This is a genomic window from Seohaeicola sp. 4SK31 (assembly GCF_028802875.1).
GTDB lineage: Bacteria > Pseudomonadota > Alphaproteobacteria > Rhodobacterales > Rhodobacteraceae > Seohaeicola.
On sequence record NZ_JARAMP010000011.1, the window covers coordinates 25,353 to 50,541 of the forward strand.

Below are 25,189 nucleotides of genomic sequence, written 5' to 3' on the forward strand. Positions count from 1 at the left end.
ATCAGGCCGTTTCCCGCTGGATCAGTGCCTGATATAGCATTCTGATATGCTTGGTGAGTGGCCCCATCTGCCCGTCACCGATCTGCCGTCCGTCGATCATGCCGACAGGAGTCTGCGCGCCGAATGTGCCGGTCAGAAACGCCTCATCCGCGCCGTAGGTGTCGACAAGCGAATAGTTCCTCTCGAACACCGGGATTCCGTTTTCACGGCACAGGTCGATCACCTTTTGCCGCGTGATTCCGTTCATGCAATAGTCGCCGGTACTGGTCCAGACTTGGCCCTTGCGGACGATGAAGAAGTTGCAGGCGTTGGTCGTGTTCACGAAGCCATGCACATCCAGCATCAACGCCTCATCGGCGCCGGCCTTTTCGGCGGCAATGCAGGCAAGGATACAATTCAGCTTGGAGTGGCTGTTCAGCTTTGGATCTTGTGTCATCGGCAATCCGCGCAGATGCGGCACGGTCGCCAGCCGGATCGGGCGCGGAATGCTGGGCTTGGAATGTTCCATGATGATCGCGACCGTCGGCCCTTGCTGCGATAGCTTGGGGTGCTGGAAGGGGCGCGTCTTGACACCGCGTGTGACCATCAGGCGGGCATGGGCATCCTCGTTCATGCCATTGGCAGACTGTGTGTCTAATACGGCTTGAATCACCTGTTCCCGCGTCAGTCCGATATCCAGATCAATGGCTTTGGCTGCTTCGAACAAACGGTCCATATGTTCGCCGATAAAGGCCCATTTGCCGTTATAGAGGCGGATCCCTTCCCACACGCCGTCACCCAGCATGAAGCCGCTGTCATAGACACTGACCACGGCCTCGGCCTTGGGCACGATGCGACCGTTCAGCCAGATCCGGATGGTTTCGTTCCGGGCATCCTCGGCCGCTTGATGGGTGGTTACGTGATCGGTCATCCGCCTCTCCTGTTTTCAGTCAGGGTAGACCGGAACAGGGGCGGCGGAAAGACGGCTTTAACGCGAGAGTTTCATCTGCTGGATCTCGAGCAGGTCTGGGATCACATCGGCGGTGCCGACCCGCATCACCATCAGCGCGGCGGCCTGGGTTGCAAGAGCGATCGCCTGCTCCATCGGCATGCCACGATCCAGACCGGCCAACAGGTATCCGGTAAAGGTATCGCCAGCGCCAGTAGTATCGACAGGGGTAACCGGCAGTGCCGGAAAATCGCGTATCTGCCGTGTGGCCGCATGATACCAACGGCAGCCCTGCGCCCCCAGCGTCACGATCACATCGGGTAGACCCAGGTCTTCGGGCCTTTTGCCCAGTGCCACTGTCAGTTGATCCGCCTCGACCGCGTTCAGGATCAGCATGTCGATACGCGGCAACACGGCCCGCACCGCATCCGCGTCGAACGGAGCCGCAGCATAGACGACACGCAGGCCAAGATCGGAGCCTGTTCTGGCGCAAAACGCCTGTAAATTGGTTTCGTTCTGCATCAGAAGAATGTCACCCGGCGATGCCTCGGCCAGCGCCAGACCGATATGATTCTCGGTCAGCGTATGATTGGCACCCGGAGAGATGACGATCGTGTTCTCTCCTACAGGGTCCAGAAGGACAATCGCGTGGCCGGTGGCCTGCGCGACTACCGCGATATGCCGCGTATCCACCCCGTATTCGGTCAGCACGTCACGCGCCCAGCGCCCATCGTCGCCAACTGCGCCGATGTGGACAACCCGCGCCGCGCCGCGGGCTGCTGCGACGGACATGTTCGCACCCTTGCCGCCCAGGCCCCGCCGAAATCCGGTTGCGGCAAGGGTTTCGCCCGGTCGTGGCAAATGCGGGACGGAATACAGCAGATCGGCGTTGATCGAGCCGAGATTGTAGATTGCCATATCGCCCCCGTTTCGCCGGTCAGCCTGTCTTGCAGGCGGCCAGCATCGCCATGTTGAGGATGTCATTCGCCGTCGAACTGGTCGAGCAGATCTGGATGGATGCATCCACGCCAGACAGGATCGGCCCGATTACTGTCGCCCCGGCCATTTCCTGCATCAGTTTGACCGAAATCGAGGCGGAATGGCGGGCGGGCACGACCAGAATGTTCGCGGGGCCCGTAAGCCGCTGGAACGGATAGGCTGCCTGCGCGCGCGGGTTCAATGCAACATCGACGGTCATCTCGCCTTCGAACTCGAAATCGACACCGCGGGTTTCCAGAACCTTCGGCGCGCGATGCATCTTTTCCGCCCGCTCAGAGCGGGGATAGCCGAAGGTCGAGAAGCTGACGAAGGCCACGCGCGGCTCCAGCCCCAGATCACGCGCCACATCGGCGGCGCGTTCGGCAATGGTGGCCAGATCGTTTTCGTCCGGCCATTCATGCACCAGCGTATCCGAAATAAGGACAATCCGCCCCTTGTGAAGCAGCGCCGTCACACCCGCCGCCCCATGCGCGGCATCTGCGTCGAAAACGTGGTTGATGAGGTCCATCACGTGGGCCGCCTTTCGCGTGGCACCGGTGACAAGACCATCCCCATGTCCATGGGCCAGCATCAAGGCGGAGAACACGTGGCGATCGCGCGCGGCCAGCCTGTGCACGTCGTGCCGGTCAAAGCCTTTGCGTTGCAGGCGTTGATACAGAAATTCCTTGTAAACCTCGAGATGCGGGGTATTGGCGGCGTTGACCACCTCAAGCTCGGCCACGGCGTCGGCCATTCCGGCGGCTTCCAGCTTGGCCTTCACATCATAGTCGCGGCCGACGATCAGCGCTTTGCCCAGACCGGAGCGTTGATAGGTGACGGCAGCGCGCAGAACACGCGGATCATCGCCTTCGGCAAAGATCATGCGCGCCTGATTGGCCCGCGCGCGGGCGTGGATGCCGCGCAGGATATTGGCGGTGGGGTCCATGCGTCCTTTGAGGCTGACTTCGTAGGCATCCATGTCGATGATGGGACGGCGCGCCGCGCCCGTCTTCATCCCGGCCCGCGCCACGGCGGGCGGAATGCGATAGATCAGACGCGGATCGAAGGGCGTCGGGATGATGTAATCCCGTCCAAAGCTGAGGTTCTTGCCATAGGCCATGGCGACTTCGTCCGGCACATCCTCACGCGCGAGGGCGGCCAGTGCTTCGGCGCAGGCGATTTTCATCTCGTCGTTGATGGCGCGGGCGTGGATGTCCAGCGCACCCCGGAAAAGATAGGGGAAACCAAGGACGTTATTGACCTGATTGGGGTAGTCCGAACGCCCCGTCGCAACGATTGCATCGGGGCGGACGGCGTGGGCTTCTTCGGGGGTGATTTCGGGATCAGGGTTGGCCATGGCGAAAATCACGGGATCGGGGGCCATGGATTCGACCATCGCCGCCGTCACCGCACCCTTGGCTGACACACCAAGAAACACATCCGCGCCCTTCATCGCCTCTTGCAGCGTGCGCAGATCGGTGCGCGCGGCATGGGCCGATTTCCACTGGTTCATGCCATCAGTGCGGCCTTGATAGATCACGCCTTTGGTATCGCACATGATGCAGTTGTCCTGCTTTGCGCCCATGGACTTGAGCAGCTCCAGACAGGCGATCCCCGCGGCCCCTGCCCCGTTCAGGACGATGCGCACATCCTCGATCTTCTTGCCGGACAAATGCAGTGCGTTGATCAGGCCGGCGGCACAGATTACGGCGGTGCCGTGCTGATCGTCGTGAAAGACGGGAATATCCATCACCTCTTTCAGGCGCTGTTCAATGATGAAACATTCAGGCGCCTTGATATCTTCAAGGTTGATACCCCCGAAGGTCGGGCCCATCAGCCGCACGGCGTTGATGAAGGCTTCGGGATCTTCGGTGTCCAGTTCGATGTCGATGCTGTTCACATCGGCGAAGCGTTTGAACAGAACCGCCTTGCCTTCCATCACAGGCTTGGAGGCCAGCGCCCCAAGGTTTCCCAATCCCAGAACGGCTGTGCCGTTGGAGATCACAGCCACAAGATTGCCCTTGTTGGTATAGTCATAGGCGGTTTCCGGCGCTGCCGCGATCTCTTCGCAGGGAACGGCGACGCCGGGAGAATAGGCCAGAGACAGATCCCGTTGGGTCGCCATCGGGACGGTCGCCGTCACTTCGAACTTGCCGGGGGTCGGCTCCATGTGAAAGGCCAAAGCCTCTTCGCGGGTCAATCTGGTCTTTGTCATGTGCCTGGCCTGTTTATCTTGCGGGTCTAGGCGTCATATCCTGCCCGTCCGCGCGCCTCAACGCTTTTGCGTTTTCGGCTTTCACCACATGGGCGGGATTTGTAAGGTCTGGCGGGCAACCGAGGGAGCTTCCGTGACATCTGATTATGCCGCCGCGACGCCGATGATGGCGCAGTATCTGGGGATCAAGGCACAGTATCCGAGTGCCTTGCTATTCTATCGGATGGGCGACTTTTACGAGATGTTCTTCGACGATGCGGTGGCCGCGTCGCAGGCGCTGGACATCGCGCTGACAAAACGTGGGCAGCATGAGGGGCAGGACATCCCCATGTGTGGCGTGCCGGTTCATTCCGCGGAAGGGTATCTGCTGACCCTGATCCGTAAAGGATTCCGGGTTGCGGTTTGCGAACAACTGGAGGACCCGGCCGAGGCCAAGAAACGCGGCGCGAAATCCGTCGTGAAACGCGATGTAGTCCGGCTGGTGACTCCGGGCACGCTGACCGAGGAAACCTTGCTGGAAGCGCGGCGGAACAACTATCTTTGTGCCTATGCGCTGGTGCGTGATGAAGCGGCGCTGGCATGGGTCGATATTTCGACCGGCGAATGTCATGTGATGCCCTTGTCACCGGTCAGGTTGGGGCCGGAACTGGCCCGCCTGATGCCATCGGAAGTCGTTGTATCCGAAGCCGCCGAGGCTGATCTGGCGGGAATCGTGACTGAATCTGGCGCGTCCCTGACGGCTTTGGGCCGCGCGGCCTTTGACAGCACGGGCGCGGAGAAGCGGCTTTGCGCCTTGTATGGAATCGGGTCGCTGGATGCCTTTGGCACCTTCAGCCGTGCTGAAGTTTCGGCTCTCGGGGCCGTGGTTGAATATCTGGACATCACGCAGAAGGGCAAACTTCCGCTTCTGCGCCCACCCCTGCGCGAGGCCGAGGCGGGGGTAATGCAGATTGACGCAGCCACGCGGCGCAATCTGGAACTGACACACGCCCTGTCAGGCGGGCGGGCGGGATCGCTGTTGTCGGCCATCGACCGGACCGTGACGGCAGGGGGTGCGCGGTTGCTGGAGCGGCGGCTGTCCAGCCCGTCGCGGGATCTTCAGATCGTGCAGGATCGGCTTGATTCGGTTGCTTTCGTTTTTGAGAACGGTCGCCTTTGTGCTGATTTGCGGGACGCGCTGCGCAAAGTGCCTGATCTGGACCGTGCCCTGTCACGACTGGCGCTGGATCGGGGCGGGCCGCGCGATCTGGCGGCGATCCGCAACGGATTGGAGCAAGCAGACCGCATCGCGGGGCTGATCGATAGGCAGGAATTGCCAACGCTGTTCGCGGAGTCGGCAACCGATCTGCGTGGCCATGGGGAGTTGCTGGATCTGTTGGGACAGTCCCTTGTCGCGGAACCGCCGCTTCTGGTGCGGGATGGCGGCTTCATCGCGGCGGGGTATGACGCCGAACTGGATGAGATGCGCAGCCTGCGGGATGAGGGGCGGTCGGTCATCGCGCGGATGCAGACGGATTATGCAGGGCAGACCGGAATTCCGTCGCTGAAGATCAAGCACAACAACGTGCTGGGTTATTTCATCGAAGTCACCGCCACCCATGCCGAGCGGATGCTGTCGGAACCCTTGTCGGATATGTTCCGTCACCGCCAAACCACGGCGAACCAGTTGCGGTTCACCACGCCGGATCTGACCGAGATGGAAACCCGCATCCTCAATGCCGGTGGCCACGCGCTTGAGATTGAAAAGCGGCTCTATTCCGTGCTGAGGCAAGCCATTCTGGACAGTGCAGCCCGGATCAGCGCCACGGCGCGGGCCTTGTCGGACCTGGATCTGGCCAGCGCCCTGGCCGATCTGGCGCGGGGCGAGAACTGGACGCGGCCTCATGTCGATAGATCACGCCGTCTTTTGATCGAAGGTGGGCGGCATCCGGTTGTGGAACAATCCCTGCGCAAGCAAGGTGGCGTGCCGTTCGTGGCCAATGACTGCGACCTGGGCGATGGGTCGGATATCTGGCTGCTGACCGGGCCGAATATGGCGGGCAAGTCCACCTTTCTGCGACAGGTCGCGTTGATCGCGCTGTTGGCGCAGATGGGCAGTTTCGTGCCTGCAACACGGGCCGAGATCGGACTGGTGAGCCAGTTGTTCAGTCGCGTGGGAGCGTCTGACGATCTGGCGCGGGGGCGGTCCACCTTTATGGTCGAGATGGTCGAGACTGCCGCGATCCTGAATCAGGCCGATGATCATGCGCTGGTGATCCTGGACGAAATCGGGCGCGGCACCGCGACCTATGACGGGTTGTCCATCGCATGGGCGACGCTGGAACATCTGCATGACGCGAACCGCTGCCGCGCGCTTTTCGCGACCCACTACCACGAATTGACTGCGCTGGCGGGCAAGTTGCCACGGGTGGATAACGCCACGGTGACCGTGAAGGAATTCGAGGGTGACGTGATCTTTCTGCATGAGGTGCGAAAGGGTGCGGCGGACAGATCCTATGGCGTGCAGGTGGCCAAACTGGCAGGTCTGCCCGAGGCGGTGGTGAACCGTGCCCGCGTGGTTCTGGATGCCTTGGAGAAGGGCGAGCGCGAGGGTGCGGGCAAACAGAAGGCGATCATCGACGACCTGCCGCTGTTTTCGATGGCGGCACCCCCTCCTCCGCCGGCAAAGCCGAAAGTGTCGAAGCTGGAGGAGCGGATGAACGCCATTCATCCGGACGAGCTGAGTCCGCGTGAGGCGTTGCAGCTGCTCTATGAATTGAAAGAGGCGTCGCAGTCCTGACCGCGACGCCTTTGTCTTCTGATCGAGTCGCGGTCAGTTCGCGGGCATTGACGACACACCAACCTGCGCGGGACGCAGAAGGCGGTCGTAGAGCATGAACCCATCGCCCGAAACCTGAATGATGTCACCCGCCTTGGTGCCGGGGACTGGTGCTTCGAACATTGCCTGATGCAGTTGCGGGTCGAACCTGTCGCCCACTTGCGGCGTGATCACGGTGATCCCGTGCTTGCCGAACACGCTGAGCAATTCGCGCAGGGTCAGCTCGACACCTTCCAGAAGCGGTCCGAAGGCGGCGCGCTGCTCCTCGGTTGCGACTTCAAGTGCCCGCTTGAGGTTGTCATGCACCGGCAACAGATCGCGTGCCAGCTTGGACCCGCCATATTGCTCGGCTTCGCGGCGGTCTTTTTCAGACCGTTTGCGCGCATTCTCGGCATCGGCCAGAGCACGCATGAACCGATCTTTCAGCTCATCACGTTCAGCCCGAAGGCTGTCCAGCTCGATCGCCTCATCGCTGTATTCCATCGAATCCTCGGCATATTCCTCGGCCTCGGCGGCTTCGATGTCGTCAAGGAAATCGTCTTTTTTCGGCTCTGCCATCACTCACCTCTAGCTCCGGTCGGATATCATTCTGCCGACCAGCTGTGCCGTGTAGTCCACGATCGGCACAATCCGTCCATAGTTCAGGCGCGTGGGTCCGATGACACCAACCGCGCCGATGATCTTACGATCAGCGTTCATATATGGACTGACAACCAAAGAGGAACCCGAAAGTGAGAAAAGTTTGTTCTCTGAGCCAATAAAAATGCGGACTCCTTCGCCTTGCTGGGTCAGATCAAGAAATTCGGCAATATCCTTCTTCCGCTCCAGATCATCGAACAAGGTGCGAATCCTGTCCAACTCCTCATCCCCGCCAGCGACATGCAGCAGATTGGCGCGCCCTCGCACGATCAGGCGTTCAGGCGCCTCGCCTTCACCGGCCCAGACGGCCAGACCGCTTTCGACCATGGCATGTGCCAGACCGTCTATTTCCTGACGACGGGCGTCGATCTCTCGGCGGATCGCCGTTTGCAGGTCGGACAGGGTCTTGCCCTCGATCAGGGCGTTCAGGAAGTTCGCGGCCTCGCGCATCGACGAGGGAGTCTGACCTGCGGGCGGTGTGAAGATCCTGTTCTCCACATGTCCGTCGGCAAAGACCAGCACGACAAGGGCACGGTCATGCCCGAGGCTGACGAATTCCACATGTTTGATCGGGGCCTCGTGTTTCGGGGCCAGCACCAAGGATGCACCGCGGGTGACACCGGACAGCGCGGTACTGATCCGGTCCAGCATGCCGCCCACATCGGAGGTGTTGCTGCCCATCGTCTCGTCTATCTTCTGACGGTCCTGCGCGTTCAGATCGCCGACTTCAAGCAGACCATCCACGAACATTCGCAAACCACGCTGAGTCGGTATCCGGCCCGCGCTGACATGGGGGCTGCCCAGAAGGCCCAGATACTCCAGATCCTGCATGACGTTGCGAATGGTCGCGGCGCTGACCTTTTCGCTCATGCTGCGGGTAAGGGTGCGGCTTCCGACGGGGTCGCCGCTTTCCAGATAGCCTTCGACGACGCGACGGAACACTTCGCGCGACCGGTCGTTCATCTCGTCGAGGATGGAGGTTCCTTCTTTCATGTCGGGCTTCCCTGATGGATCGCCATTAAAGAGCATGGGGGTCAAAGGTCAATCATGCTTGCGTTTCGGGCGCTGCGGGCTGTATCCCCTCGGTCAACTCAGGAAAGGTTCCGACATGCGCCCCTCTGGCAGAAAATTAAGCGAAATGCGTCCGATTTCAATCGAAACGGGCGTCACGAAACATGCGGAAGGCTCCTGCATGATCCGCATGGGGGATACCCATGTCCTGTGTACAGCGACTATTGAGGATCGCGTCCCGCCTTTCATCAAGGGAACCGGGCTTGGCTGGGTGACGGCCGAGTATGGCATGCTGCCGCGGTCGACCACAAGCCGGATGCGCCGCGAGTCGACGACCGGCAAGCAAGGTGGCCGCACAGTCGAGATTCAGCGCCTGATCGGGCGTTCGTTGCGCGCTGGCGTGGATCGCGTGGCGTTGGGCGAACGGCAGATCACCGTGGATTGCGATGTCATCCAGGCCGATGGCGGCACCCGTTGCGCGTCGATCACCGGGGGTTGGGTCGCGTTGCGCCTTGCCGTGGACAAGCTGATGAAATCCGGTGCCGTGATCAGTGACCCGCTGATCGAGCCCGTGGCGGCCGTATCCTGCGGGATTTATGCCGGTCAGCCGGTTCTGGATCTGGATTACCCCGAAGATAGCGAAGCGGGTGTGGATGGAAACTTCATCATGCTGGCCAGTGGCCGATTGATCGAAGTGCAGATGTCGGCAGAGGGCGCCACCTATTCGCGCGCCCAGATGAACGAACTGCTGGATCTGGCGGAACTTGGCGTCAAGGATCTGGTGGCGGCACAGCGGGCTGCGGTCGATGCGTAAATTCTCGGGCAGCCGTCTGCTTGTCGCGACGCACAACAAGGGCAAGCTTGAGGAGATCGCCGATCTTCTCGCGCCTTTCGGCGTTGCGGTTGTCGGCGCTGCCGAGATGAACCTCCCCGAGCCGGCCGAGACCGAGGACAATTTCATCGGGAATGCCCGGATCAAGGCCCATGCCGCCGCGCAGGCCACGGGCCTTCCGGCTTTGGCTGATGATTCAGGTATTGCCATTGATGCGCTGCACGGTGCGCCGGGGGTTTATACCGCTGATTGGGCTGAAACCCCACAGGGCCGGGATTTCGTGATGGCGATGACCCGCGCGCATGACGAACTGGAGGCTATTGCCGCACCCCATCCCAGAACCGCGCGGTTTTGCTGCACCCTGGTTCTGGCTTGGCCGGATGGTCATGACGAGGTGTTCGAGGGCGTGATGCCGGGTCAGGTTGTCTGGCCCATGCGGGGCGATCAGGGTCACGGCTATGATCCGATTTTCCAGCCGGATGGATATGACATCACCTTTGGCGAGATGGACCGTTGGGAAAAGAACCGCATCAGCCACCGCGCCGATGCCTTCAGAAAACTGGTTGCAGGCTGTTTTGCCTGAGGATTGGCAAAAGGGCGGCTTCGCCATCTATGTGCACTGGCCGTTTTGTCAGGCCAAATGCCCCTATTGCGATTTCAACAGCCATGTTGCCCGCGAGATTGACCAATCTCGCTGGCTGCGCGCCTATCTGGCCGAGATTGATCGCTATGCTGCGCTGACACCCGGCCGTGTGCTGACCTCGGTCTTTTTTGGGGGCGGCACACCCAGCCTGATGAATCCCGAGGTCGTGCATGGTGTGCTGGACCGGATCAGACAACATTGGCCGCGCGCCAATGATCTGGAAGTGACGCTGGAGGCCAATCCCGGCTCGGTCGAAGCGGGACGGTTCAAAGCCTATGCAGAGGCGGGCGTGAACCGGGTTTCCATGGGAATTCAGGCACTTAACGATCGTGATCTGCAGCGTTTGGGACGCATTCACTCTACTGCCGAGGCGTTGGCTGCGTTTGACGTTGCCCGCCAACAGTTCGAACGAGTGAGTTTCGACCTGATCTATGCGCGGCAGGATCAGACGCTTGAGTCTTGGAAAAGCGAGTTGAAACAAGCACTTGGGATGGCAATAGATCACCTGTCCCTGTATCAGCTGACGATCGAGGAAGGCACTGCCTTTGGTGATCGTTATGCCCGGGGGAAGCTCAAAGGTCTGCCGCAGGATGATCTGTCAGCGGACATGTACCAGGTGACGCAGGATATCTGCGAGGATGCAGGTTTTCTTTCCTATGAAGTGTCAAATCATGCACGATCCGGGGCCGAGTCGCGGCACAACAGGGTCTATTGGCGGTATGGGGACTATATCGGGATCGGACCGGGTGCCCATGGTCGGCTGACCCTGAATGGCCAGCGCCACGCCACAGAGGCATGGAGCAATCCGGGCAAATGGCTGGACGCTGTCGATCATGGCTTTGGTGAGAAAGAGAGAACGGCGCTGACCGGCGAAGATCAGGCCAGCGAGTTCCTGATGATGGGTCTGCGCCTGTCGGAAGGCATAGATCCGTCGCGGTATGCTGCGCTGGCCGGTCGTGACTTGCCCGCTGCCCGACTCACACATCTGCAAGAGATTGGCATGGTCGAAACAACAGCCACCGCGCTGAAAGTGACACGCCAAGGGCGGATGGTCCTGAACGCGATCCTGTCAGACCTTCTGGCCGACTGATCCGGTCAGGAGCCCAGTTTCTGGCAAAGATCGTCCAGCTCATCCAGGGACGTGTATCGGATCGAGATCAGACCCGATTCCTGCCCCTTGTCATGCTGGATCGTGACTTTCATCCCAAGATTGGCCGACAGATCCCCCTCAAGGGCCCGCGTATCTGCGTCCTTTTCGGTGGCTTTGCGCGCCTTGGGCTGTGCATCGTCTTGCGCGACAGCGTCGCCGGCCGCCTTCTTGGCCAGACGCTCTGTATCGCGCACGGATAGTCCAAGCTGAATCACCTTGCGCGCCAGGGCGGCTGGATCCTGTGCCGTGATCAAGGCCCGCGCGTGGCCGGCGGACAGCTGACCGTCGCGAAGATAGGTCTGGACCTCCTCGGGCAATTGCAGCAAGCGCACAAGATTGGCGATGTAGCTTCGGCTTTTCCCAAGGACTGCAGATAGCTTATCTTGTGTGTGCCCGAACTTTTCCATCAACTGCTTGTAGCCGACAGCCTCTTCCACTGGATTGAGGTCTGCGCGCTGGATATTCTCGATGATCGCAATTTCCAGAACTTCGGTATCATCGAAATCCCGCACCAGAGCCGGTAACTCGTGAAGTTGCGCCATTTGCGCGGCACGCCACCGGCGTTCACCGGCCACGATCTCGAACGTGCCATCTTCGCCTGCGCGACGGCGCACGATCAATGGCTGAATGACGCCCTTTTCACGAATCGAGGCGGCAAGATCTTCGAGCTGTTCGGCCCCGAAGCTGCGCCGTGGCTGTTGCGGGTTCGGGAAAACTTTCTCGATCGGAACCAGAAGGTCAGGCCGGCGCGGCTGCCCGGCATCCGAGATCCGCTCGTCTTGCGCCGCGACATCGGCCATCAACGCGGACAAGCCGCGCCCCAGCCCACGCGTTTTGGGTTTGTTATCACTCATGTGGCGACCCCTTCCGCTATGGCCACGCGGCCATGATTCTTCAATAATTCTTCGGCAAGCGCGACATAGGCACGTGCCCCCTTCGACTCGGGATCATAATCCAGAACCGATTTCGCAAAGGACGGCGCCTCGGACAGCCGCACATTTCGCGGGATCACGGTGCGGAATACCAGCTCGCCAAGGTTTTCTCTGGCATCAGCCTCAACCTGCTGGGACAAGTTGTTGCGTATGTCATACATGGTCAGCACAACACCTTCGATTCGCAGCGCGGAATTCGCCGTTTGCCGAACCTCGCGGATCGTCAACATCAGCTGCGACAAACCCTCAAGCGCGAAAAACTCTGATTGCAGCGGCACCAAGATCGAATGGGCCGCGACCATCGCATTGACCGTCAACAGATTGAGCGAAGGCGGACAGTCAATCAGGATGTAGTCATAGCCCAGATCGTCCATCGTGAACTGCCGCAAGGCATCGTGCAGCAGAAAGCTTCTTTTTTCGTTCGAAACAAGTTCAACATCTGCCGAGCTGAGATCGACGGTTGCCGGAACGATGTGCAAGTCGGGCGTTTCCGTCGGTTTGATGACCTCTGACAAAGAGACATCATCGAGCAAAAGCTCATAGGTCGTGTACTCCCGATCATCTGTCGCGATTCCCAGGCCTGTCGATGCGTTGCCCTGCGGATCGAGGTCGACAATCAAGATCTTGCACCCCAGCCGCGCCAGTGCCGCGCCCAGATTGATGGTCGTGGTCGTTTTTCCGACGCCGCCCTTCTGGTTGGCAATGGCGATAATTCTCGGCCCATGCGGGCGCAACGGATCAGACACGCGCAATATCTCCGATTCTCAAGATAACGGACCCTTCTTCCGTTTCACTTTTAAGGACCTGCAGATCGAATGACCACTCGCCGCGTGCCAATTCGACCTCTTTTTCCCAGCTGACGCCCTTCGAGAACAAGGCGACGCCCCCTGCGGAAAGATGCTGCTGCGCATAGCCCAGCAGCACCCCGAGGTCTGCCAGCGCCCGTGCCGAAACGATATCGGCCTTCTGCGGCGGCAGCGACTCGATCCTTTCGCACACAACCCGGCCAGGCACGGCCGTCTCTCTGAGAGCGGTGCGCAGAAAGGCGGCCTTGCGGCCATCGCTTTCAACGAGAGTCACCATTTTCTGCGCAGGGTTTTCGGCAGCCATGATCGCAATCACAAGCCCCGGCAGTCCACCGCCACTGCCCAGATCGACCCAGTGATCGAACGTTTCAGGGCCGTGACGATAGACCTGCATGGAATCAATAACGTGCCGCGACCAGATGGCGGGGACACTCCCCTTCGAGATCAGGTTGATCTTGGGGGTCCACTTTTCGAGCAAATCGACAAAGATCTCCAACCGCGCGAATGTTTCACGTGAAACATTCAACTGCTCTGCGGTGGGTCTGGTCACGCCGACCGCTCCCGTCTGGCTTGCCGAAGTTTGGCAAGAAGCAGCGTCAGAGCCGCAGGGGTCATGCCGTCAATCTTTGCCGCTTGATGCAGATTGGACGGGCGCACCCGCCCAAGTTTCATCTTCAACTCGTTCGAGAGACCGTCGATTCCGGCAAATTCGAAATCCGCCGGGATCTCCTGCATCTCATCTCGGCGCATCACATCAATGTCGCGCTGCTGCCGATCAATGTAATTCGCGTAGAGCGCGTCTTTGGCGAGTTGCTCGCGCGCCTCGTGGTCGATTGCAGACAACGCCGGGTCGAGTTGCAAGAGGTGATCAAAGGTCACCTCCGGAAACGCCAGAAGCTGGAAGGCGCTGCGCCGGGATCCGTCCTGGTTCATGGATAATCCGAGAGATATCAGTGCCTTGGGTGTGTGTGTGCTGGAATCCAGAAGAGCCCGGCCGGACGAGAGTGCGTCCATCTTGCGTTTGAAGACAGCCTCTCGTTGCTGACCGACGCAACCAAGCGCCAAGGCTTTTGGTGTCAGCCGTTGATCCGCGTTGTCCGCGCGCAGGGACAGCCGAAACTCGGCCCGCGACGTGAACATGCGGTAAGGTTCCGACACGCCGCGTGAGACAAGGTCATCAATCATCACCCCGATATAGCTGTCAGACCGGCTGAAATGCACCGGCTCGCGATCCAAAGCGGCCGCGGCCGCGTTCAGTCCGGCGACGAGGCCCTGTGCCGCCGCCTCTTCATAACCGGTTGTCCCGTTGATCTGGCCGGCGAGGAACAAACCCGGCACCGACTTCACAGCCAGACGCATATCGAGCGCGCGCGGGTCGACATAGTCGTATTCGATCGCATAGCCGGGTTGAAGGATGACCGCGTTCTCCAAGCCAAGCATAGATCGCACATACGCGTGCTGAACATCTTCGGGCAAAGATGTTGAAATGCCATTGGGGTAAACAGTGTGATCGTCCAGCCCTTCAGGCTCAAGAAACACCTGATGCGAGGTTTTGTCTGCGAATCGGACCACCTTATCCTCGATCGACGGACAATAGCGCGGCCCTATGCCTTCGATATGGCCGCCATACATCGCCGAGCGCGCGAGGTTCTGCTGGATGATCTCATGCGTACGCTCGTTTGTATGGGTGATGCCACACGGCACCTGGCGCAGGAACGGCGTCTTGGACAAAAAGGAGAAGAGGACAGGCTCATCATCGCCGGGCTGTTCTTCCAGCGCATCCCAGTTGATCGTGCGTCCGTCGAGGCGGGGCGGTGTGCCAGTTTTCAGACGCCCGAGCGGGAGCCCGAAGCTGTCGATCCGTTCAGCCAGAGGTATCGAGGGCTTGTCTCCCATCCGTCCGCCGGGGCGTGACACATCACCTATGTGAATCACGCCGCGCAAGAAGGTCCCGGTGGTCAGGACAACAGCCCTGGCGGACAGGTCGCTGCCATCGGCAAGCCTGATACCCAGCACCTGATCACCCTTCATGAGGAAATCGATGACCTCCCCCTCCAAAATGGTCAGGCCTTCCAGGCGGGACAGTTCGGATTGCATGACGGTTCTATAGACCTTACGGTCGGCCTGCGCGCGCGGACCCTGAACGGCTGGGCCTTTCCTGCGGTTCAGGAGGCGGAACTGTATCCCCGCCTGATCCGCCACACGGCCCATGACACCATCCATCGCGTCGATCTCGCGCACAAGATGGCCTTTGCCCAACCCGCCGATGGCAGGATTGCAGGACATCACACCAATGCTGGCGCGCGTCAATGTAACGAGGGCCGTCCGCGCACCCATGCGCGCGGAAGCGTGGGCCGCTTCCGCACCAGCGTGGCCACCGCCGACGACGATGACATCGAACTCAGATTGTTTCACGTGAAACATTCCTATTTCCCAACACAGAAGCTGGCAAAGATTTCATCCAGCAAATTTTCGACATCCACACGCCCGACGAGGGACTCAAGTGCACGAATGGCCTGTCGCAACTCTTCGGCCGTCAGATCATAGGTATCCGGCCCAAGCGCCAAATGCCGCGCAGCATCATCCAGAGATGACACCGCCCGCAGCATCGCAACCCTGTGCCGCTCTCGCGTGGCGATGCCCAGACCTGCCAGACGACCCGATAATCTCGACGTGATCTCCCCTACCAGAGATTCGATCCCTTCGCCACTGATCCCGGACACGGCTCCGGACTTCTCGTCCAGAAGATCCGCTTTGGCCCGCAGGACAATATCATCGGCCTCGGGCTCCATATCCGGCGTCTCGCCCTGATCGACAAGAAACACGCGCAGATCCGCCAAAGCAGCTCTTTCCCGCGCGCGCTTGATGCCGATCTCTTCAACCACATCTGTGGTGTCACGCAATCCAGCGGTATCAAGGAGGGTCACGGGCAAGCCGCCCAGATCCATCCGCACTTCGATCACGTCGCGGGTTGTGCCCGCATATTCGGATGTAATAGCAGCTTCACGGCCTGCAAGTGCGTTCAGCAGGGTGGATTTACCCACATTCGGGGCACCGACAATCGCCACCTCGAACCCGGAACGCACCCGTTCTGCTGTCGACACCCCGGCAGATTCACGGCGGAGGTCGGCTTGGACTGACGTGAGCAATGCGGACACTTCCGGGGTGACGTCAATCGGAACATCTTCGTCGGCAAAGTCTATGGTGGCTTCCAGAAGGGCAGCTGCGCGGATCAGATCCCTGCGCCACCCCTCGGCCACGCGCCCAAGATCGCCTGAGAGGACACGCAAGGCTTGACGGCGCTGCGCCTCGGTTTCCGCGTCAATCAGATCCGCCAGACCTTCAACCTGTGCCAGATCAAGACGACCATTTTCCAGCGCGCGTCGCGTGAACTCACCGGCTTCGGCTGCACGCAATCCGGGGATCGTGGACAGCACTCGCAATACGGCAGTGACAACAGCCGTGCTGCCGTGCAGATGAAATTCGACCACCTGCTCGCCTGTGAAGCTGGCACCTTGCGGAAAAACCAGAACAAGCGCCTCGTCAAGCCGAACGCCTTCTGCATCGGTCACGACACGCAGCGCGGCACGGCGGGGTTCTGGCAGATCACCGCAAAGCTGGATACAGGCCTGATGCGCCTGCGGGCCAGAGATGCGAATGACCGCAACCCCCGCCCGACCCTGCGCGGTCGCAAGCGCGTAAACCGTATCCATGAAACATGTAACCTTTTGTTTTAAAACATAAAGTTACGAATTCATCGAGTCGAAGAACTCGCCATTGGTCTTGGTCTGCTTCAGTTTCGAGATCAGGAACTCGATAGCGTCGGTCGTGCCCATCGGGTTCAGGATGCGGCGCAGGACGAAGGTCTTGTGAAGATCCTTGGCGTCGACCAGCAGATCCTCTTTCCGGGTCCCTGATTTGAGGATGTCCATCGCAGGGAAGACGCGCTTGTCGGCGACCTTGCGATCCAGCACGATTTCCGAGTTACCGGTGCCTTTGAATTCTTCGAAGATCACCTCGTCCATCCGGCTGCCGGTATCGACCAGAGCGGTGGCGATGATGGTCAGCGATCCCCCCTCCTCAACGTTACGGGCAGCACCGAAGAAACGCTTGGGGCGCTGGAGCGCATTGGCGTCCACACCGCCGGTGAGGACCTTGCCTGAGGACGGCACGACCGTGTTGAAGGCACGGCCCAAGCGCGTGATGCTGTCCAGCAGGATCACGACGTCGCGCTTGTGTTCGACCAGACGCTTGGCCTTTTCGATCACCATTTCGGAGACGGCGACGTGGCGCGTGGCCGGCTCGTCGAAGGTCGAGGAAATCACCTCACCCTTGACGGAGCGCTGCATGTCGGTGACCTCTTCAGGGCGTTCGTCGATCAGAAGAACGATCAGATAGCATTCCGGGTGGTTGCGTTCGATCGAGTGGGCGATGTTCTGCAACAACACGGTTTTACCCGTGCGCGGGGGGGCCACGATCAGCGACCGCTGGCCTTTGCCAATCGGTGCGACAAGGTCGATGATCCGGGCCGAGCGGTCCTTGATCGTCGGATCTTCGATTTCCATTTTCAGCCGCTCGTCAGGATAGAGCGGAGTCAGGTTTTCGAAGGCGATCTTGTGGCGCGCTTTCTCGGGGTCTTCGAAATTGATTGTATTGACGCTGGTCAGCGCGAAATACCGTTCGGTTTCCTCGGGCGCCTTCATGACACCGTCGATGGAATCACCTGTGCGCAGTGCATATTGGCGGATCATCTCAGGCGAGACATAGATATCGTCAGGACCCGGAAGATAGTTCGCCTCCGGCGAGCGGAGGAAACCGAATCCGTCTTGCAGGACTTCCAGCACCCCATCGCCGCCGATTTCCCATCCCTCTTCCGCCATTTCCTTGAGGATGGCGAACATCATGTCGCCTTTCCGCATGGTCGAGGCGTTCTCGATCTCAAGATCCTCTGCCATGGCCAGAAGGTCTTTCGGGCTTTTGGCTTTCAACTCCGCCAGATTGAGGCGTTCAATGGGTTCTGCAAGATCGTCGTTCATGGGAAATATCCTGAAGACCGGGCGCAACCGCGGCACATGGTCTTGTCTGAGGTGGAAACATCCACCCGGACGGGTGGCATGCCTTGCTCTTTAGGTAAAACCTGTCGCCAAGTCAATTCGCATCAGAATTTCACGACCACGGCGATGACGATCACGAACATCAGGATGGTCGGGACTTCATTCATCATCCGGTAGCTGCGACCCGACCGCATGTTGGAGCCGGCGGCGAAGTCCTTGCGCCTTTTGCCCAGCCACATGTGGAACCAGGTCATAGCAATGACCGATATGGCCTTGGCCCAAGGCCATATCGCTGACCAATCGACGATGCCCGGCGTCATGACCAGCAAGAGGCCGAAGATCCAAACCGCTATGAGAGAAGGGTTCATGATGTAGCGGTAAAGTTTGAACTCCATCACCGTGAACACCTGATCGCGACTGTCGCCGGGCTGCGACTGTTCTGCGTGATAGACGAAAAGGCGTGGCAGATAGAAGATACCCGCCATCCAGGTGATGACTGCCATGATGTGGATCGCTTTGATCCAGGGGTAAGCCAGCGCCAGTAAGTCTGTCATGTGATCCTCGTGAACCCTGACCCCTCTTAAAAAATAAATATATAAGAGAAAAGGATGATGATTATGTAGGGGGCGATGCCGACTGGGGATTACAGGGTTACTCAGAAACCGCACAGAGGGCCGAGGCACTGTGGAAAAACCCGGGAAAAACCGTGCCTACGTTGGATTTTTCGATATTAAATCTTTTATTTTCAAAGAAATAACGTCAGTTAATGTAAATGCCAAACTGTGGATCAAATGTTGGACTGTCGCTTGATATCCGGGTTCGTCCACACCCCGTCATTCATCCCGTCAACATGTGGAGAAAAGACGCGGGCGGGACTTGAACGGCGGTGAACTTCGCGACCTTGCATCGGGATACAAAATTCCACAGTAATCCTCCCTAACAAGTCCTTAAGCTCCTCCACTGGATTATCCACATGCCACAACCTCTGATCCTTGCCTCCGGATCGTCGATCCGGGCCCAACTGCTGACTCAGGCGGGGCTGGCGTTCGAGGTGGTGCGCCCCAGAGTGGACGAAGAGATGGTGCGTGATGCCCTTCTGTCCGAAGGCGCCAGTCCACGCGATCTGGCTGATGCTCTGGCCGAGATGAAGTCACTGCGGGTCAGCGAAAAACACCCCGCCGCCTTGGTGATCGGGTGTGATCAGGTGCTTGATCTTCAGGGAAAGGTTCTGTCCAAACCTGAGAGCCGTGACGCGGCCCGTGCCCAATTGATGGATCTTCGCGGCAAGAGGCACAGCCTTTTGTCAGCGGTCGTGATCTGTGAAGGCGGCAAGCCGATCTGGCGGCATATCGGACAGGTTCGGCTGATGGTGCGGGACTTCAGCGAAGCCTGGCTGGACGGCTATCTGGATCGAAACTGGCCGGACATCGCCGAAGCTGTCGGATCCTACAAGCTGGAGAAGGAGGGCGTCCGCCTTTTTTCCAGGGTCGATGGCGATTACTTCACCGTTCTGGGACTCCCGTTGCTGGATCTTCTGTCCTATCTTTCTCTCAGAGGGGATATTGAAACATGACTTTGGATTCCAATCCTTTGCCCAGAATTCCATTGGCCGGCGTCATTGGATCGCCCATTGCGCATTCGCGCTCTCCGGCGTTGCACGGTCATTGGCTCAGGACCTTGGGTATCCCCGGATTCTACATTCCGATGGAGGTTGCGACCGAGAACCTGGCCGACGTCTTGCGGGCTCTTCCGAAAGCGGGTTTTGTCGGAGTGAATGTGACCGTGCCCCACAAGGTCGCGGTTCTTGAGATTGCCGATCTGGTCACTGATCGGGCGACATTGATCGGCGCCGCGAACACGCTGATTTTTCGCAAGGACGGAAAGATCCATGCGGACAATACGGACGGGTATGGTTTCATCGAGAACCTGCGCCAGAACGCGCCGCAATGGAACCCTGCCGCCGGGCCGGCGGCTGTTCTGGGTGCGGGTGGGGCGGCGCGCGCTGTGATCGCCTCGTTGCTGGATGTCGGGGTGCCCGAGATCATGATCTCGAATCGCACCCGCATTCGGGCGGAAGGTTTGCAGCATGACTTCGGTCACCGTCTGCGTGTGGTGGATTGGGTGCAGGCGGGCAATATGCTGGAAGATGCCGCAACCGTCGTGAATACGACGTCGCTGGGGATGATCGGCAAGCCGGAACTGCGGGTTCCCCTGGATGGGTTGCAAAAGGGCGCGCTTGTCACGGATCTGGTCTATGCGCCGCTGCAAACCCGATTGTTGCGCGTGGCACAGGAGATGGGCTGCGTCACTGTGGACGGGTTGGGAATGCTTTTACATCAGGCCGTTCCCGGTTTCGAGCGCTGGTTCGGGCAGCGCCCCGTGGTGGATGCGGCGACCCGGGCTGCCGTTCTGAAATGACCTTTCTGATTGGACTGACCGGTTCCATCGGAATGGGCAAATCCACGACGGCCAAGCTCTTTGCCGCCGAGGGCTGCGCCATTTGGGATGCAGATGCAGCCGTGCATCGCTTGTATGCCAAGGGAGGCGCGGCCGTGGCGCCGATGGCGGCAGTTTTCCCCGAAGCTGTGTTGGACGACTCAGTCTCGCGCGAGGTGCTCAAGGCGATTATCGGGCGTGATCCGCAGGCCCTGCGCCGGATCGAGCAGATCGTGCATCCGCTGGTGGCCAAGGATCGGGCGCAGTTCATTGCCGAGGCCGAGGCCGAGATTATTGTTCTGGATATCCCCTTGTTGTTCGAGACCGGCGGAGAGGCACGGGTGGATGCGACCGTCTGTGTCTCGGTCGATGCGGAGACGCAGAAGGCGCGGGTCATGGCGCGCGGCACGATGTCCGAGGATCAGTTCGAAGCGATCCGCGCGAAGCAGATGCCGGATGCTGACAAACGGGCCCGCGCGGATTATGTCATCATCACCGACACACCAGAACACGCGGCCCGGCAGGTGCGCGACGTTCTGGCCGATATCAGGAAGCGGATAACCCATGCGTGAGATCGTTCTGGATACCGAAACCACGGGTTTTGAACCGTCGGAAGGGGACCGTATCGTCGAAATCGGGGCTGTCGAGCTGTATAATCACATGCCGACGGGTCGGACGTTTCACGAATACATCAACCCGCAGCGGGCGATGCCGCAGGCCGCCTTTGAGGTGCACGGGTTGGGCGATGATTTCCTGCGCGACAAGCCGGTCTTTGCGCAGATCGGCCCGAAGTTTCTGGATTTTGTCGGGGATGCCAAGCTGGTGATCCACAACGCAGCCTTCGACATGAAATTTCTGAATGCGGAGCTGGGCTGGATCAAATTGCCGCTTTTGCCGATGGATCAGGCCATTGATACCTTGCTGATCGCGCGCAAGAAGTTTCCCGGTTCGCCTGCGTCGCTGGATGCGTTGTGCCGCCGGTTCGGGATCGAGACCGAGCGGACGCTGCATGGCGCACTTCTGGACAGTCAAATTCTGGCGGAAGTTTATCTGGAGTTGATTGGCGGGCGACAGCCTGATTTCGGGCTGGCGACGGAATCGAACACCTCGGTCAATGTGAGTTCGAGCGAAACATGGCGGGCCAAGCCCAGACCCACGCCCTTGCCATCAAGGATCACGCAAGAAGAAGCCGCCGCCCATGAGGCCTTTGTCAAGGCGATGGGCGACGGCGCATTGTGGCTGAAGCAGGGCTGATCAGGCGTTCGGCGTGGGGGCCTGTTCGGCCTGACGGCGCGCCAGTTCGCTGCGGTAAAGCTGAACAAAGTCGATGATATCCATGTTCAGCGGTGGGAAGCCGCCATCGCGTGTCACGTCCGACACGATGCGCCGCACGAAGGGAAACAGCATCCGCGGGCATTCGATCAGAAGAAACGGGTGCATCTGCTCGGTCGGGACACCTTCGATGTGGAAGACGCCAGCATATTCAAGTTCGAGCAGGAACAGTTTGGACGTGCTGTCCTTGACGGAACTGTCCACGACCAGTTTCAGCGTAACCTCGTACTGATGCTCGGCCGTGCGCTTTTTGGCATCCAGGTTGACCTGCACCTTGACGTCGGGCTGCACCTCTCCGCTGACGCCCTTCTGGGCCAGCACGTTCTCGAAAGACATGTCTTTGATGAACTGGCTGAGGATGCTCATTTTCATTTGCGTGGCCTGAGCCTGCGCAGCGGGCTGGGCGGAAGTGTCGGCGGCGCCATTCTCGGCCATGTGATCTCTCCGGATGAATTATTGACTGCGCTGGTATCTAGCAGGGTGCCGCGAAAGCCTCAATGCCTGGTCCAGCCGGACGGGCGATGGGTTGGCCGCTTGTCCGGGTCGACCTCGTGAAACTCTCCGTCGATGACGTCCGGCCGGTGCGGGCCCTGAGGGCGTGCACCAAAGGGATCACGCCCGCGATCCTGAAATGGGTGCTGCGGTCCCATCTGGAACCGCGCCACGGTGATCCGGGCACGCAGATACTGGTAGACGGCGGTCCTGACGGTGGGGATCAGCAGGGCAAATCCCATCGCGTCGGTAAAGAATCCGGGGGTCAGAAGCAGAACGCCTGCAATCAGGACCATGGCCCCGTGCGCCAAAGGCTCTGTCGGATCGTTCAGTTCCGAGAATGAGCGCTGGAGGTTCATGAGGGCCTGACGGCCTTGTGCCTTGACCAGCATGGTCCCGAGAATGGCTGTCAGGATCACGATTCCGAGTGTCGGCCAAAGCCCTATCCAGCCGCCGACCTGAATGAACAGGGCGATCTCGATCATCGGTATTGCAATAAATGCAGCGAAAAGCCACATGGGGCCGCTCCTTTCATTCTTCGGCAAGGTGGACTTGGCCCACCCCCTCACCTACATAAGAGCAGTCACTGCCCCTTTCCATGCCCTGACCCCACGAGAGGTTCAAATGAATTCGCCCATCCTTCAGCTTCTGGTTCTGGCCGGTATCGCTGTCTTCCTGATCCTGCGCCTGAGAAGTGTTCTGGGCACACGGGAAGGGTTTGAGAAACCGGCAGTCCCGAAAGAAGGACCGCAGCCCGATCGTCGCCGTGGATTCGAGGTGATCGAGGGTGGACCTGATCACGACATCACCGACAATGTGGAAGCCGGCAGCGAGACGGCGAAGACCCTTGCTGCGATGAAGCGGGTCGAGCCTGCCTTCAGTGTGGCAGAATTTCTGCAAGGCGCGCGTTATGCCTATGAGATGATCCTCATGGGGTTCGAGCGGGGCGACATGGACAGCATCAAGCCATTCCTTGCCGATGACGTCTATGAGACTTTTGCGGAGGTCGTGGCTATCCGCAACGAACAGGGCCTGAAGATCGAAGCGGAGTTCATCGGTATCCGCGAGATGGCGCTGAGCAACGCGACTTTCGACAAGGACAGCAACCTTGCCGAGATTTCGGTGAAGTTTACCGGGGAGCTGACCTCGGTTGTGCGCAACAGCGCCGGCGAGATCGTCGAGGGCAAACCGAACGAAGTGAAGCGCCAGAAGGATATCTGGACCTTCGCCCGCGTTCTGGGGACTGACGATCCGAACTGGCAGCTTGTCGCCACGGGCGAATGATCCGGGCGCTGAAAGCCCTGGCCCTGGGTTGGTTCGTCATGACCGCACTTCCTGCACAGTCCGAACCAACCTACCGGGTCCTTGATTTCAGCCAGTTGAATGGCTGGGCCGACGATGATCACGCTGCGGCCCTTCGTGTGTTCCTGAACACCTGTGCCGACATGAAGGACCCGGATTGGTCCAGCCTTTGTGCTGTCGCTCAGGCAGAGGCGCGGCTTCACAGCAATGCCGCGTCCTTCTTTGAACTGTTTTTCCGGCCTGTCCTGATCGAAGACGGCAAGGAAGGGCTTTTCACCGGGTATTTCGAGCCCGAATTGAGCGGCTCGCTTTCCCCATCAGATCGGTTTCGTTTTCCCGTCTATCGGATGCCGCCCGAGGCGCGCGAGGCTTCGGTCTGGCTGTCCCGGTCCGAGATCGAAACAACAGGCGCCCTTCAAGGTCGTGGGCTTGAAATCGCATGGGTCGATGATCCGGTAGAACTGTTCTTCCTTCAGATCCAGGGCTCTGGTCGGATCAAGCTGCCGAACGGGCGGAGTATCCGTGTGGGCTATGCGGGTGCCAATGGGCATGAATATCGTTCGATCGGTGCAGAATTGATCCGTCGCGGAACTCTTCCGGCCCATCAGGTGTCGGCGGAGGTGATCAAGAACTGGGTGCGGCGCAATCCCGATGAGGGGCTGGAATTGCTGCGGCACAACCCGTCGTTTGTCTTTTTTCGTGAGGTCAGCCACGTTCCTGCCGAAGAGGGCCCGCTGGGTGCGATGAACCGGTCGGTGACCGATCTGCGGACCATCGCCGTGGACCCGGCCTTTACACCGCTTGGCGCGCCGGTCTGGATCGAGAAGGACGGCATCACGCCGATGCGGCGTCTGATGATCGCACAGGATACAGGCTCTGCCATCAAAGGCGCGCAACGCGCGGATGTGTTTTTCGGAACCGGAGATGAGGCGGGGCGGGCCGCCGGTCAGTTGAAAGACCCGGGGCGGATGATCGTTCTGATGCCGATACAGCGCGCCTATGCGCTTGCTTCGGTGGATACCCTGGAATGACACGCCGTCGCCTGCGGCCGGACGAGGTCGAGCTTTGGCGCCAGATCGCCGCGACCACAGACCGTCTGCACCCAGAATTGCCGCGCGCCGAAGACCCTGTCGCGCGCCCCAAGCCGAAACCTCACAAGACACCGAAGCCGCGTCTTCCGGATTTTTCCATCGGTCAGGCGACGCGGCCTGCGACTGCGGCAGTCGATCTGAAGCCAGCCCTCAGCGACCGGCTGCGGACTGCGCCGGTCAGTATGGACAGCAAAGCCTTTGCGCGCATGAAGCGGGGCAAACTTGTTCCCGAAGGTCGCATCGACCTGCATGGCATGACGATGGATCGCGCTCATCCGGCGCTGACGTCCTTCATCCTGCGCGCGCAGGCAGGTGGCAAGCGGTTGGTTCTGGTCATCACAGGCAAGGGTCGCGACCGGGACGAAGGCGGACCTATCCCTGTGCCCCGCGGCATCCTCAAGCATCAGGTGCCCCAATGGCTTGCGACACCGCCCCTTGCGCAAGCGGTGCTACAGATCACAGAGGCGCATATCTCGCACGGGGGTGCCGGGGCCTACTACGTGTATCTGCGCCGGAGCCGATAGCTGGAC

General features: G+C 59.9%; 25 protein-coding genes. 11 read left to right on the plus strand and 14 right to left on the minus strand.

Going from position 1 to position 25,189, the window contains the following annotated elements:
• Position 1: 1 nt before the first annotated feature.
• From PVW27_RS10665 to PVW27_RS10675, 3 genes are read right to left on the minus strand one after another with little or no spacing between them, the layout of a single operon-like run.
• Complete coding sequence (locus PVW27_RS10665) at positions 2-910, minus strand: D-amino acid aminotransferase (RefSeq protein WP_274557548.1); 909 nt, start codon at positions 908-910, stop codon at positions 2-4.
• 57 nt (positions 911-967) lie between these two features.
• Complete coding sequence (locus PVW27_RS10670; protein ID WP_274557550.1) at positions 968-1,846, minus strand: ribokinase; 879 nt, start codon at positions 1,844-1,846, stop codon at positions 968-970.
• A 19-nt stretch (positions 1,847-1,865) separates the two neighbouring features.
• Positions 1,866-4,121, minus strand: coding sequence for an NADP-dependent malic enzyme (locus PVW27_RS10675; RefSeq protein WP_274557551.1), 2,256 nt, complete (start codon positions 4,119-4,121; stop codon positions 1,866-1,868).
• A gap of 163 nt (positions 4,122-4,284) precedes the next feature.
• On the opposite strand from PVW27_RS10675, the gene mutS reads away from it, so the two are divergent.
• Positions 4,285-6,900, plus strand: coding sequence for a DNA mismatch repair protein MutS (mutS, locus tag PVW27_RS10680; protein ID WP_274557742.1), 2,616 nt, complete (start codon positions 4,285-4,287; stop codon positions 6,898-6,900).
• Between the two features lie 33 nt (positions 6,901-6,933).
• On the opposite strand, the gene PVW27_RS10685 is transcribed toward mutS, so the two are convergent.
• Both PVW27_RS10685 and hrcA read right to left on the minus strand, forming a co-directional pair.
• A complete protein-coding gene (locus PVW27_RS10685) occupies positions 6,934-7,497 on the minus strand; it encodes a nucleotide exchange factor GrpE (protein WP_274557553.1) in 564 nt (187 codons plus the stop codon).
• 9 nt (positions 7,498-7,506) lie between these two features.
• A complete protein-coding gene (hrcA, locus tag PVW27_RS10690; RefSeq protein ID WP_274557555.1) occupies positions 7,507-8,571 on the minus strand; it encodes a heat-inducible transcriptional repressor HrcA in 1,065 nt (354 codons plus the stop codon).
• A gap of 115 nt (positions 8,572-8,686) precedes the next feature.
• Here hrcA and rph point away from each other — a divergent pair, with 115 nt between their 5' ends.
• Genes rph through hemW form a run of 3 tightly spaced genes read left to right on the plus strand, consistent with a single transcriptional unit; the run spans position 8,687 to position 11,154 of the window.
• Positions 8,687-9,403 carry a ribonuclease PH gene (rph, locus tag PVW27_RS10695; protein WP_274557557.1) on the plus strand — a complete coding sequence of 239 codons (717 nt, stop codon included), beginning with the start codon at positions 8,687-8,689 and terminating at the stop codon, positions 9,401-9,403.
• Positions 9,396-10,004 (plus strand): RdgB/HAM1 family non-canonical purine NTP pyrophosphatase, encoded by a 609-nt coding sequence (gene rdgB, locus PVW27_RS10700; RefSeq protein ID WP_274557558.1) that lies wholly within the window; start codon positions 9,396-9,398, stop codon positions 10,002-10,004. The genes rph and rdgB overlap by 8 nt, the downstream gene beginning before the upstream one ends.
• On the plus strand, positions 9,967-11,154 hold the full coding sequence (gene hemW / locus PVW27_RS10705) for a radical SAM family heme chaperone HemW (protein ID WP_274557560.1): 1,188 nt from the start codon (positions 9,967-9,969) through the stop codon (positions 11,152-11,154). The genes rdgB and hemW overlap by 38 nt, the downstream gene beginning before the upstream one ends.
• A 5-nt stretch (positions 11,155-11,159) precedes the next feature.
• Here hemW and PVW27_RS10710 read toward each other — a convergent pair whose 3' ends face one another.
• The 7 genes from PVW27_RS10710 to hemJ form a co-directional block, all read right to left on the minus strand.
• Positions 11,160-12,068: a ParB/RepB/Spo0J family partition protein gene (locus PVW27_RS10710; RefSeq protein ID WP_274557562.1), complete on the minus strand. Its 909-nt coding sequence runs from the start codon at positions 12,066-12,068 to the stop codon at positions 11,160-11,162.
• Entirely contained in the window at positions 12,065-12,892 is an 828-nt protein-coding gene (locus PVW27_RS10715) for a ParA family protein (protein ID WP_274557564.1), read from the minus strand. The genes PVW27_RS10710 and PVW27_RS10715 overlap by 4 nt, the downstream gene beginning before the upstream one ends.
• On the minus strand, positions 12,885-13,502 hold the full coding sequence (gene rsmG, locus PVW27_RS10720; RefSeq protein ID WP_274557565.1) for a 16S rRNA (guanine(527)-N(7))-methyltransferase RsmG: 618 nt from the start codon (positions 13,500-13,502) through the stop codon (positions 12,885-12,887). The genes PVW27_RS10715 and rsmG overlap by 8 nt, the downstream gene beginning before the upstream one ends.
• A complete protein-coding gene (gene mnmG / locus PVW27_RS10725) occupies positions 13,499-15,376 on the minus strand; it encodes a tRNA uridine-5-carboxymethylaminomethyl(34) synthesis enzyme MnmG (RefSeq protein ID WP_274557567.1) in 1,878 nt (625 codons plus the stop codon). The genes rsmG and mnmG overlap by 4 nt, the downstream gene beginning before the upstream one ends.
• Positions 15,377-15,378: 2 nt before the next feature.
• Complete coding sequence (gene mnmE, locus PVW27_RS10730) at positions 15,379-16,665, minus strand: tRNA uridine-5-carboxymethylaminomethyl(34) synthesis GTPase MnmE (protein ID WP_274557569.1); 1,287 nt, start codon at positions 16,663-16,665, stop codon at positions 15,379-15,381.
• 33 nt (positions 16,666-16,698) lie between these two features.
• Entirely contained in the window at positions 16,699-17,988 is a 1,290-nt protein-coding gene (gene rho / locus PVW27_RS10735) for a transcription termination factor Rho (protein WP_274557570.1), read from the minus strand.
• A 122-nt stretch (positions 17,989-18,110) separates the two neighbouring features.
• A complete protein-coding gene (gene hemJ, locus PVW27_RS10740) occupies positions 18,111-18,560 on the minus strand; it encodes a protoporphyrinogen oxidase HemJ (protein WP_274557571.1) in 450 nt (149 codons plus the stop codon).
• Between the two features lie 419 nt (positions 18,561-18,979).
• On the opposite strand from hemJ, the gene PVW27_RS10745 reads away from it, so the two are divergent.
• Genes PVW27_RS10745 through dnaQ form a run of 4 tightly spaced genes read left to right on the plus strand, consistent with a single transcriptional unit; the run spans position 18,980 to position 21,696 of the window.
• A complete protein-coding gene (locus PVW27_RS10745) occupies positions 18,980-19,579 on the plus strand; it encodes a Maf family protein (RefSeq protein ID WP_274557572.1) in 600 nt (199 codons plus the stop codon).
• Positions 19,576-20,424, plus strand: coding sequence for a shikimate dehydrogenase (locus tag PVW27_RS10750; RefSeq protein ID WP_274557573.1), 849 nt, complete (start codon positions 19,576-19,578; stop codon positions 20,422-20,424). Before PVW27_RS10745 ends, PVW27_RS10750 begins: the two co-directional genes overlap by 4 nt.
• Positions 20,421-21,014 carry a dephospho-CoA kinase gene (coaE, locus tag PVW27_RS10755; RefSeq protein WP_274557574.1) on the plus strand — a complete coding sequence of 198 codons (594 nt, stop codon included), beginning with the start codon at positions 20,421-20,423 and terminating at the stop codon, positions 21,012-21,014. The genes PVW27_RS10750 and coaE overlap by 4 nt, the downstream gene beginning before the upstream one ends.
• Entirely contained in the window at positions 21,007-21,696 is a 690-nt protein-coding gene (gene dnaQ / locus PVW27_RS10760; RefSeq protein WP_274557576.1) for a DNA polymerase III subunit epsilon, read from the plus strand. The genes coaE and dnaQ overlap by 8 nt, the downstream gene beginning before the upstream one ends.
• Here the strand turns inward: dnaQ and secB are convergent, their stop codons facing one another.
• A complete protein-coding gene (gene secB, locus PVW27_RS10765; RefSeq protein ID WP_274557578.1) occupies positions 21,697-22,209 on the minus strand; it encodes a protein-export chaperone SecB in 513 nt (170 codons plus the stop codon).
• A 59-nt stretch (positions 22,210-22,268) separates the two neighbouring features.
• On the minus strand, positions 22,269-22,784 hold the full coding sequence (locus PVW27_RS10770) for an FxsA family protein (protein WP_274557580.1): 516 nt from the start codon (positions 22,782-22,784) through the stop codon (positions 22,269-22,271).
• A gap of 106 nt (positions 22,785-22,890) precedes the next feature.
• Between PVW27_RS10770 and PVW27_RS10775 the strand changes: the two genes are divergently transcribed.
• The 3 genes from PVW27_RS10775 to PVW27_RS10785 are packed head-to-tail and all read left to right on the plus strand — an operon-like array spanning position 22,891 to position 25,183.
• Entirely contained in the window at positions 22,891-23,550 is a 660-nt protein-coding gene (locus tag PVW27_RS10775; RefSeq protein ID WP_274557582.1) for a Tim44/TimA family putative adaptor protein, read from the plus strand.
• Between the two features lie 38 nt (positions 23,551-23,588).
• Positions 23,589-24,599, plus strand: coding sequence for a murein transglycosylase A (gene mltA / locus PVW27_RS10780; RefSeq protein ID WP_432762050.1), 1,011 nt, complete (start codon positions 23,589-23,591; stop codon positions 24,597-24,599).
• The gene (locus tag PVW27_RS10785; protein ID WP_274557585.1) at positions 24,596-25,183 is read left to right on the plus strand and encodes a Smr/MutS family protein; all 588 of its coding nucleotides are present in this window, start codon (positions 24,596-24,598) and stop codon (positions 25,181-25,183) included. Before mltA ends, PVW27_RS10785 begins: the two co-directional genes overlap by 4 nt.
• Positions 25,184-25,189 lie beyond the last annotated feature (6 nt).